The 11,261-nt window shown below is 40.5% G+C and carries 8 protein-coding genes; 6 read left to right on the top strand and 2 right to left on the bottom strand.

Going from position 1 to position 11,261, the window contains the following annotated elements:
* Positions 1-638 (bottom strand): NAD(P)-dependent alcohol dehydrogenase (locus F6K20_RS09240; RefSeq protein WP_287294501.1); only part of this gene is annotated, 638 nt, incomplete at its 3' end.
* On the opposite strand from F6K20_RS09240, the gene F6K20_RS09235 reads away from it, so the two are divergent.
* The 6 genes from F6K20_RS09235 to F6K20_RS09210 all read left to right on the top strand — a co-directional run bounded on the left by F6K20_RS09235 (position 619) and on the right by F6K20_RS09210 (position 10,055).
* Positions 619-786 (top strand): hypothetical protein, encoded by a 168-nt coding sequence (locus tag F6K20_RS09235; protein WP_287294499.1) that lies wholly within the window; start codon positions 619-621, stop codon positions 784-786. The genes F6K20_RS09240 and F6K20_RS09235 overlap by 20 nt on opposite strands.
* Before the next feature lie 248 nt (positions 787-1,034).
* Positions 1,035-4,073 carry a hypothetical protein gene (locus F6K20_RS09230; RefSeq protein WP_287294497.1) on the top strand — a complete coding sequence of 1,013 codons (3,039 nt, stop codon included), beginning with the start codon at positions 1,035-1,037 and terminating at the stop codon, positions 4,071-4,073.
* 549 nt (positions 4,074-4,622) lie between these two features.
* A complete protein-coding gene (locus F6K20_RS09225) occupies positions 4,623-5,174 on the top strand; it encodes an REP-associated tyrosine transposase (RefSeq protein ID WP_071105543.1) in 552 nt (183 codons plus the stop codon).
* 208 nt (positions 5,175-5,382) lie between these two features.
* Positions 5,383-9,105 carry a helicase-related protein gene (locus tag F6K20_RS09220; RefSeq protein ID WP_071105542.1) on the top strand — a complete coding sequence of 1,241 codons (3,723 nt, stop codon included), beginning with the start codon at positions 5,383-5,385 and terminating at the stop codon, positions 9,103-9,105.
* 345 nt (positions 9,106-9,450) lie between these two features.
* Complete coding sequence (locus tag F6K20_RS09215; RefSeq protein ID WP_008185840.1) at positions 9,451-9,675, top strand: AbrB/MazE/SpoVT family DNA-binding domain-containing protein; 225 nt, start codon at positions 9,451-9,453, stop codon at positions 9,673-9,675.
* The gene (locus F6K20_RS09210) at positions 9,672-10,055 is read left to right on the top strand and encodes a type II toxin-antitoxin system death-on-curing family toxin (RefSeq protein WP_008185843.1); all 384 of its coding nucleotides are present in this window, start codon (positions 9,672-9,674) and stop codon (positions 10,053-10,055) included. The genes F6K20_RS09215 and F6K20_RS09210 overlap by 4 nt, the downstream gene beginning before the upstream one ends.
* A 310-nt stretch (positions 10,056-10,365) precedes the next feature.
* Here F6K20_RS09210 and F6K20_RS09205 read toward each other — a convergent pair.
* A partial coding sequence (locus F6K20_RS09205) for a HEAT repeat domain-containing protein (protein WP_287294491.1) occupies positions 10,366-11,261 on the bottom strand: 896 nt, incomplete at its 5' end.

Below are 11,261 nucleotides of genomic sequence, written 5' to 3'. Positions count from 1 at the left end.
TAATGCTGACCATTTTTGGTGAAATCTTCTTGAGTGTAATCAATAACATGGTCTGCACCAATGGAGCGCACCATGTCTAAATTCCTGGTGCTGCACACCCCAGTCACTTCGGCTCCGAAGGATTGGGCAATCTGGACGGCAAAGGTACCGACACCACCAGAGGCACCATTAATCAAAACCTTTTGGCCTGGCTGAATCTGTCCTTGGTCCCGAAGACCTTGCAGGGCGGTGAGTGCGGCTGCGGGTACTGCTGCCACTTCCTCGAAGGTGATATTGGTGGGTTTCAAGACTAATGCACTTTCCCTAGCACATACATACTCGGCAAAACCCCCGAAACCACACTCGGATAGGTCCCCGAATACTTCATCACCTGGCTTAAACTGCTCTACGTTTTTGCCAACGGCTTCAACTCGCCCTGCTATGTCTGCTCCCAATATCTGGTTTTTTGGTTTTAGAAGCCCAAAGCCCATGATGCGGATCAAGAAGGGTTTTCCTCTTAGTAAATGCCAGTCACCTGCATTGGCGGATGCGCTATTAATTTTTACTAATACTTCATCCTCCTTAGGGATGGGTTTTTCTATCTCTTTGAGCTTCAGAACATCGGGTGATCCGTATTGTGTGTATAGAATTGCTTTCATAAGTATTCCGCCTAATCTTATTATTATTTATAGCGTTTTTTATAGTAAGTTATCAGCTATCAGCTATCAGCTATCAGCTAAAGGCCTTTGGCCACGCTTCGCGAACAGCTATCAGCTATCAGGTAATCAGTTATCAGTTATCAGCTAATCAGCTATCAGCTAATCAGCTATCAGCGAATTCGATAAAATATTGAACTCTTAAATTCTCCCATTTCAAATTTATTTGAAGTATTAAGCTGACCGCTGACAGCTGAATGCTTACTCCCTACTCCCTACTCCCTACTCCCTACTCCCTACTCCCTACTCCCTACTCCCTATTCCCTGTCCGTAATCTCCCCATTAACACCTGCCATCTATAGGGAGTAGTGTGAAGAGATGGGTTTTGGAGTAAATAACATGGTCAATGTTTTAAGACCGGATGACAATGACTTGGTTAAGACGGATTACAGCGACTTACTGAATAAGATTTTGAAGGTACTACGGTCTGAGCAGACTAAAAATCCTTTTAGGCTGGCAAGCGATCGCAAACAGTTAGTCATCGATATTGATAGTATCGCAACTCAGGTGGCTGCTTTGTCGGTGCATGATCCTTTGGGGGGGTCTGCTCATTATGCTCGTAGTGCTACGGTTAATTTTACTCCTGGTTTTTCCGACAACTTTCCTGATCAAGTTTGGAAAATTAGAACTCGCTTACAAGAATTACTGGAGTCTGTGCTGCTTGAGCTGCCAGACAATCGGTCTATTGATCAGTTTGTTTCTAATTTAGTTACTAGTTTAACAGATTTCCAAGGAAAAACGCCAAAATTAGATTTTACTTATCCTTTTGGTAACTATCCTGGTTTACGAAAGCAACGGTTAAGTGTAAATAAAACTGCTGATCACAGTAGGGATTTGCTAAAATTTCACAAGATCACGATTACGGTGCTAAATAGTGCTGAGTTTAATAGTGAACTGAGAAATGGATTGATCAATTATATTAATACTGAGTTTGCTGGGGTTAGTGAAAGCGACCGCGAAGAGCTCTATGATATTGTTGATGATCTAGAAAAAGACCCTAAATCTGATTTTTACCGACTGAAGCACATTGCGGATACGGAAACTCTTGGCCAACTTAAGAAACAAGCCCAGATTCATTACTTAGAGATTCTTAAAAGAGCGATTAATACTAGTGCTAGTCCTGGTAATGCTAAAGCTGCTATCTATCTGGAGGATTTGATTCGCCGACTTAAGCTGATTAATCACTACATCAATGATATCAATAAGGCAGATGGGGAGTACTTGGTTAATTATGCTGAGGTATCGGTTAACTACAGAGACGTTTTTTCGAGGGCAGATGCCTTTAATCGGTTGCCAATTATTCCGATAATAGAGGGATACTTGGGAGAAAGTACCGATGAAGGGTGGGGAGAATTACAGTTTATTTTTGGACTTAAGCTCAAGTTGGATGGTAAGGTTCATGCTCATGGTAGTAAACGGGTTTTTGAGTATTCGCTTAATCTGATTAATCCCGATAGTCAGGAGCATCAAGAGTTACTGAAAGATGTTTCAAAACGAGAAGCTTTTGCTAGAAAAGTTTTGACTATTGTGTTTTTGTACTACTTTGTGTTTGCTGGTAATGACCCCTCTGATCCCGGCTATACTCCTACGTCTGACCTAAAGTACGATCCTATTAATGCCTTTGAGGAAAAGGTTTTGCCCAGGCTACGAGAATCGAAGGACAGTGAGAAGCAGGACATGTTTAGAGGAATCATCAAAGGGTTCGATAAGTATAATGTTCAGTCTAAAATTGATCAGCTAAAAGACTGTTTGACAAATACTATAAAATACAAGACTAGGTTATCAAGCCCAGGGTATCCTCTCCATATTTCTGTAAAAAAAGGCATTTTAGAAAACGATATTAGTAATATTCAGACTAGGCAGACTTTGTTTAAGGAGGTTTTGGGAGGTAATCCCAAAAACGTTCTGAAGTATCTATCGATTCGAGAGGCAAATGCTGGCGGAGATTCGGTTTGTAGTCTGGAAGCGAATATCAGAATTAGTGATATTCGCTATTGTGCTGAGGATGAGCAGCAATCCTTCAGTATGGAGTATGATGACATCACTGGGATTAAAGCGCTCCCGATACTATTGGTACCAAGAGACAATAGGGCTACAGACATATACAACCAGTGTTTTAAGCAGCATAAGTTAATGCTGTTTCCCTATAAAATAGACAAGAATAATCCTTTAGACTCCCAAGGGGCTTTTGTTTATCGGTTTACTTTTGCTTTGCTGGCTTATATCTGTTTGAGACTGCTGTTGCAGGAGCAAAAGCGTTTATTTATTCCGATTTTACGATTGCATCTGAGTAATAAGGAGGATGAGGCTCCCATCGAAAAATTTTTGCTATCGTTGTGTATGGTATTGTCTCATTTACTGAATCAGAAACATCGGTCGAATACTCAAGGAATTGATATCAGGGATTTAAGTTCTTATAAAATTCCTAATGTGATGACCTCTCTCTACTCGGTATTGCCGAAAAGGTTTCGTTTCAATCAGCCCTTACACTATCCCCAAGGCTATCAGCCATTGGAGAAGTTAGCAATTATTGTAGTTTCCAGTCGGGAAAGTGATAGCAAATGGGGGAGTCGGCACAAACGATCGAACTTGATGGGAGAAGTGGTGGGAGTAATCCGTCGAAATGATGGTGCAGTCAGGTTACAGTTACTGACCACTTTCTCTGGTAATTATGACCACCAACGATTGTTTCAGGAACCAACGGTTGTAATTGATCAAGTTACCAAGCTTTATGATAAAAACGGATACAAACATTTTATCTATGTGGCTAAGGCTCCCTATACCAGTACTTTACATATGACTCAGTCTCAGGATGATGATGGATTATTCTTTATGTCCAAGGATGTTATCCGTGCTTTAAAAGGGGAGCATAAGGATATCAAAATCTATCCAATATTTTTTGATAAGTACTATGTGGTAAAGCTAAAAAAAATTGGGGCCAGTTCGTTGTATATTCAGGATACGGAGAAGTTGACTAAATTAATGGCAGAGGAAAGTAAGCAATCGGTGGTGTTTTTTAATCTTTTTAATGGCATTGAGGTGCCAGGGGAGCAGCGCAATTATAATGGAGTGATTTCTTATGCGACGTTGTTGAATATCTATGAGGGGATACTGGATGATCAAGATATTCGCAATGGTTTGATGTATGATACTCCTCTGAAACAAGACATAGTTCAGTATTTGAGTCTGTTTCACTTTTGGCGATACCAGAAGGCAAGAGAGATTAGCTTTAAGTTAGACCCTTACGAAAATCTGATTGGGGATTATTCCGTTGGGGCTTTGTCCTTGTTTAATCATATGAGAGGTCAGGGGAATTTTAATTGCTTGGCGTTTTTAACTGAAGTTAGAAATATATTAAATAGTGGTAGGGTGTGTTAGCGTAAGCGTAACGCACCGTGATTAAGTGATCAAGTGATCAAGTAGGGTGTGTTAGCGTAAGCGTAACGCACCGTGATTAAGTGATCAAGTGATCAAGTAGGGTGTGTTAGCGTAAGCGTAACGCACCGTGATTAAGTGATCAAGTGATCAAGTAGGGTGTGTTAGCGTAAGCGTAACGCACCGTGATTAAGTGATCAAGTGATCAAGTAGGGTGTGTTAGCGTAAGCGTAACGCACCGTGATTAAGTGATCAAGTGATCAAGTAGGGTGTGTTAGCGTAAGCGTAACGCACCGAAAATTAACATCACAACGGTGCGTTACATTTCATTAACGCACCCTACAACTAATAAAATTAACATCACAATGGTGCGTTACATTTCATTAACGCACCCTACTCCCGATGGTGCGTTACATTTCATTAACGCACCCTACAACTAATAAAATTAACATCCCGATGGTGCGTTACATTTCATTAACGCACCCTACTCCTAATAAAATTAACATACAAATGGTGCGTTACATTTCATTAACGCACCCTACAAGTAAGCTAATGCCTAATTATAGAAGACCTCGTGTTTCTGGGGGAAGCTACTTTATCACACAAGTCACCTATCAAAGACATCCTTGGCTTTGTAGTGATATAGCTAGAAAAGCTCTTAGAGAAGCCATGGAAAAAGTAAGGCAAAAATATACTTTTTCCATTAATGCTTTTGTTTTGTTACCAGACCATTTTCATTGTTTATGGACTTTACCCCCTGATGATCCGGATTTTTCAGTGAGATTGCGATTGATTAAAACCTATGTTACCAAACATTATGGACAAGAATTAGGAATTAATCGAGTGGTTTCTCCCTCACGACAAAAGCGAAGAGAGAGCAATCTTTGGCAACGCCGTTTTTGGGAGCATTTAATCAGGGATGAACGGGATTTTGCTCTACATTGTGATTATATTCATAATAATCCTGTGCATCATGGATTGTGCAAAAATCCCCAAGATTGGCAGTATTCTAGTATTCATCGTTTTATCGCTCAGGGGATTTATCCAACCGATTGGCGAAGGGATACCAGGAAAGAAAAACCACAAGGGATTTGGTATGAATAGTCGGTTTGGGTGGTAGGGTGTGTTAGCGTAAGCGTAACGCACCAAAAATTAACATACCAATGGTGCGTTACATTTCATTAACGCACCCTACAACACGGTGCGTTACATTTCATTAACGCACCCTACAACACGGTGCGTTACATTTCATTAACGCACCCTACAACACGGTGCGTTACATTTCATTAACGCACCCTACTCCCTTTAAAACATGACTAAAATAGCCGAAGATTTAGGTCGCATCTTTGAAGTTGGATTTAATATTGGCATTCTAGCTGACATTGAGCAAAACAAGATTAAGCACAATTTTGGTAATTTATATTGTCAGGATTTGCAGCAACTGAAGTTTCGTAATATGCTCCAGCGGATTGTGGATAAGCTGATCAGTCCTTTGGAAAGAGAGATGGCTGAAAAATGGAGTACGTTTTTCCTTCAGAAAGGCTTCTTATCTGGTTTGAACTTCTTTCGGGATTATCTCAAGGCTATCGGTTGGAGTAAAGAACATAAGCGGCGTCATCTAGAAATTGTCTATTACCAGTGCTGTTTCTGTGATGATAATAGTATCGGTACCTATTGTAAAGGAGATGATCAATGGTATAAGGAGGTATTGTCTCAATTTGATCAGGAGTTAGGTAGTCAAACCAGACCTTCTAGGAATACTGTGGCTCGGGTTAATAATTTTAATGCTAACAATTTGAACAGTTACATTAGGGAGTATTCTAAGAAGGGAGAGTTTCTGAAAGCCGATACTCTGATGCTGCTAAGTTATCGCGGTAGGGAGTTTCGGGTGCTTTGTGTGGATTTATCGGTGTTTTCGATTAAGACAGATGCGGATATTGAAAACTTGAATTATGTAGATATTCTCCGGCATGGATTAATTCGTGATATTAACTATTTGAAATCTAAAAGTGTTTTTTCTAAGCTTCGCTTAGATACGAAAAACTTAGATTTTAAGTTCGCTAAAGAGCTGAAGAGTTATTTTACTGCATTTAAGTTCAGAGATAAGGAAACTAGTAAGTTAATTCAGGCCGGTAGTTATGCTCATAGCTTTAATCAATTCCTGAGAGAGATTGGTATTTTCTCGGATCAGACATCGGTAGTATCTAATGTAGTGGGCTATAGCGATCGCGGAATTAGTGCTATGTCTGTAAACCAGACGAATCGAGAGGTTTTGGACACCTGTCACGAGATTTATAAACATGATTCTAGTCCTAAAGAGATTAAGGATGCCCGTCACCAGGTGTTAAAGCAAATCCAACGGAATGCTTATCGCAGTTTTCAGGACGGTAAGCAGTTTGTGGATAATTTGTTAGCAATCCAACCAGATACTATAACCAAAGTAAATCATAAAGAGCACATCCAGGGGTTTGTTAATTCTATTGCTCAGGTGCCACCCGATCTAAGCAAGCAACTGGGATTAAGTGTCGGGTTAAGTACAGCAATGAATTTGCGGGATGCTCATGGGGAATTGATTACGAAGGCGCTGGTTTCTGACCAGACCTATCTGTTTTTAACAGGCAATCCAGGCATTGGTAAGACGACTGCGATCGCAAAATTTTTAAAGGGTCATGTTGACGAGGGATTTTTGTTTTTCTACGTCAGTCCCAGGAAACAAGTCAATCTTGACATTATCGAGAAGTTTAAAGACTCAGCTACCGGAGAGTTGTGCGATAATCAGCTAATCGCTATCAACACTAATGCTAATTTAATTTCCGACAACTTTGGACGCTACACTGTCCAATACCTCTGGAATGAGTGTCAAGACGATTTTAATATCAAAGATGTTGATTTTTTCGATAGTAGAACGATTCAACCATCGGGAAGGCGCTCGAATAAGCTGAAGCGATTAACGGATGAGGAAATTCAAGACCGTGGCAAAAAGTCTAAAGGAGTTTTAAGTAGTATTTGTGAAGCCATCTATTGCCTTGTGGATGAGCAGACGTCTAATAGTATTGTTGCTACGGTGTCTATCCAGTCTTTGAAAGCAACTCCGAGGGGCAACACCTTAGAGCATTTTGAAAAAATTTTCAGAAACGCTTACAACAAAGGAGAAGGGTTGGTTATTCCTGCTAAGATGCAGGCTATATCTAGCAGAATCAAGCATTTATTTATAATGATCGATGAGATAACTGGGGATGATGGCGGAGTTGAGTTTTTAAATGGTATTCACAGGATACTATCTAACTATAAATTGATCAATAATGGCCATGGCTTTAACACTAAGGTAATTGTAGCAGATGCTTCCATTGTTGATCCAGGGGTAATTGACCAACATTTATCTGACATTTCATCGGAACCGGATAAGATTTACTTCCGGAGTGTGGGAAATTCGGCAAATTCTGGTTTGGGATTACCCCTTTCACGGCAACGGTTTAAATTTAAGGGTTTAGAGGCAACGGTTATCAATGCTAATTCCTATCCAGCTAGCAAATTATCTATCACTTACAAGGTTTTGGTGGAGTCTTGTCGATTTAGTGAAGAAGCTAATTTAAAGCAACAGGATATTTTAGGAAAATCTCTTCAAAAAACAATTTTTCAAGATATCCAGGCATTAATGAATCGGTCTGATGTTGAGCAAATACTGGTCTATATCCAGGATAAGCAGAGATTAGCGCAACTAATTGACAGCATTAGAAAGGAGCTAGGGGAGTTTACCAAGTATCAGGATTATCTGGAAATCCATGCTAATATATCTGAATACGAAAAGAAGCAAATCCAGCAGTATAAAAATCAGGTAAAGGTGGTGTTTATGACTGCTTCCGGGAGTCGAGGTCTATCCTTTCCCAAGGCTAAGCATATCCTGGTGGAAATCCCTCGGTTCGAGATTGAGCATAACCTGATGGAAGTGATTCAAGTAATTTACAGAGGTCGTGGTCAGTATGAAGACGATGGAGTAGTTAAGACTCTAGACAATCAAGATAAAGAACTTATTTTCTATTTAGCTGAGCGTTCTGTTTATTATGATGCTGAGGATGACCAGCAACAGCAGTTGTTTATCAAGGAAAGTGTGCTGAGTCTGTTGAATATTCTCTTACTGTTGAAAGGGTCGATCATGACTCGCATCCAGGGCTATGGACAGATTGGTCGGGACAATTTCTTGATAATTCCCATTGGAGGTAAGTCGATTTCAGCCGTAGGGAATAGGTTTAGTGCTCAGATTGCTAATCTGATCCGTGAGCTGAAGAATGAATATAAGCGGAAACCATGGGATGACCCTTTAGAGGAAGTGTCTACTAAACTAAAGGATTTACTTAATCAAGCGGAGTTTTTAGTTAAGAATACAGCAGAATCCAATTATATTTCTTTAGTAGAGTCTTTCAATAACCAATTTAATCAGTTGGTTAACCATGGGTTGGATAAATTACTAAACTTAGGCGCTATTGAGACAGCTTACATTAGTGGTGCCTTGCTGGTGGTACCGATTGCTAATGGATTACAGGAAACCTATCAGATCAATTTGGTAAAACTAGTGAGATATATTACCAATGAGCTGTTGGAAACTATGGGTAAAATGAGTGCCAGTAAGTCTTATCCAGAAAACCTACGCTCTGGGCTTAAGGATGGCATAGAGTTACTGGAAACCCTAGGCAATTCAGCTCCTAAAACCCAATGGTTTGAGCAGAAATCTAAAGGATTTGACCAATATTATGCGTTGCCCTTATTTACCTTTATTGCTGGAGAGGCTTTGAAGAAATATTTTGATTCTAAACCGGAAGAACCGGAAGATGCTCGATTTCGGAAGATTATGAGTAGTTATATTCGCACATTTTACCCGGTTGATAATGTTTTACCCATTGGTCACGAGTATCAAGATTTTCCGTTTATTGTATTTAACAGCTATTCCCTAGAGCAACTCAGAGCAAAGATGTTTACGGATAAGTATTTGTTGACATCTAATGAGTTGAATGTTTTGAATTTGATTTTGTCGCGTTGATAGGGAGTAGGGAATCGGGAGTAGGGGGAAGAGTTTGGGGCGGGGGCGCGGGAAGTGTGGGAAGTGTGGGGAGAAAGAATAGGGAATATTATATAGCGGTTTTTATAGTAATGATATATATATAATATAGCAATTTTCATAGCTATGAGGTACACAATTTCTGGATTTTAGGGAACAGGGAACAGGGAACAGGGAACAGAGAAGATGGAAGATGGAATAAGGAATAGGGATGTGCTGCATCAAGAAAGGGAATTAAAGTCAAAGAATACTGTATGTACCTCATAACTGCGAAAAACGCTATAATAGAATATAGGATTTTTACCGACTCCCGACTCCCTTTACAATATGTACAAGCTCACAATTAATAAAATTGGGAATTCCCTAGGCATAACTCTACCTGAAGAGATCCTACAACAGCTGAATGTTGTTGAAGGAGATACTGTATTTATCACACAAACCGCTGATGGTGTTGAAATCACCACGAAAGATCCTGAGTTTGAAAAGGTAATGGCAGCTTATCAGAAAGTCAGCAAGAGGTATGAAAATGCCTTGAGGGAGCTGGCTAAGTGAGGGAACCGCTGTGGATATCGGAAGCTATAACTAGAGCTATTCATGCTGATCAAATTGCACAACATGGGGGAAGTCCAGGGATTCGGGACGAAAATCTGCTATCGGCTAGTTTAGCCAGACCTAGACATCTATTTGTCTATGGTCAACCAACCTTATTTGATTTAGCAGCAGCCTATGGATATGGTTTGGCAAAAAACCATCCCTTTATAGATGGCAATAAAAGGGTCGCTTTCGCCGTGATGGCAACTTTCCTTGAAGTAAATGGATATTCTCTAGATGTCCCAGAAATGGATGTTGTGGTAATGATGGAAAGGTTAGCAACAGACCAAGAAAGCCAAAATGCCATTGCTAAGTGGCTAGAAGCAAATGTCGGTACTTAATTTGATGATCCATACTAATCAAATACCGATGCTAGACTGGGTTGAATATAACCTAAAATGACCCTCCCAAGGTTTTTGACGTTGGGAGTTTTTTACTGTCTGTTAACCATAACTCTGGTATATATATAGCGTTTCCATTTGAGATGTAAACGAATACAGTCTTTTTTTAGTTTACTAAAAAACTCTGGATATCTTGCCCCTCTTGCCTCTTGCCTCTTGCCTCTTGCCTTTTTCGACCATCGATGAATTTACAACTCGTTTGAAAACCTTCTACAGCGTTTTTCATAACTATTAGGTACACAGGATTTTTTCACTCTTGCCTCTTGCCTCTTGCCTCTTGCCTCAATTTGGCTAATTCGTCCTGAGCAAACTCCCGCAGTTTAGGATCGGAGTCATGGTCTGCTCTATCCTGCAATAAGGATTGGATTTGGGAATGGTTAGGATAATATTCCAGGATGGCCTTAAGGGCTGCTTGTCGAGGATTGTCATCCCATAATTTCTTACGCTCAAAAGGGTCATGGAGAGTGCGATCGCGTAAAAATTCCCATAACCAAGGCTGATTGTGCCAAGCTTGAGCTAACTGTTCAATTGCTATACCTCGCACATCCGAATCAGTATCAGAGCGAGCCAATTCTTGAAGTAGGGGTAAAGTATCTAGGTGGTCTTTGTAACCTTGAGCTAACTGTTCAATTGCTGTAACTCGCACCCACGAATTAGTATCAGAGCGAGCCGATTCTTGAAGTAGGGCTAAGGTATCTGGGTGGTCTTGGTAACCTTGAGCTAACTGTTCAATTGCTGTAACTCGCACCGACGAATCAGTATCAGAGCGAGCCCATGCTTGAAGTAGGGCTAAGGTATCTGGGTGGTCTTGGTAACCTTGAGCTAACTGTACAATTGCTGTACGTCGCACCCACGAATTTTTATCAGAGCGAGCCCATGCTTGAAGTAGGGCTAAGGTATCTGGGTGGTCTTGGTAACCTTGAGCTAACTGTTTAATTGCTTCACCTCGCACATCCGAATCAGTATCAGAGCGAGCCGATTCTTGAAGTAGGGCTAAGGTATCTGGGTGGTCTTGGTAACCTTGAGCTAACTGTTTAATTGCTTCACCTCGCACCCACGAATGTTTATCAGAGCGAGCCGATTCTTGAAGTAGGGCTAAGGTATCTGGGTGGTCTTGGTAACCTTGAGCTAACTTTATAATTGCTA

The sequence above is a fragment of the Moorena sp. SIO2C4 genome (assembly GCF_010672485.1).
In the GTDB taxonomy this organism is placed as follows: domain Bacteria; phylum Cyanobacteriota; class Cyanobacteriia; order Cyanobacteriales; family Coleofasciculaceae; genus Moorena; species Moorena producens.
The sequence above is the reverse complement of the archived record's forward strand: the minus strand, read 5'-3'. Positions and strand labels throughout refer to the sequence as shown.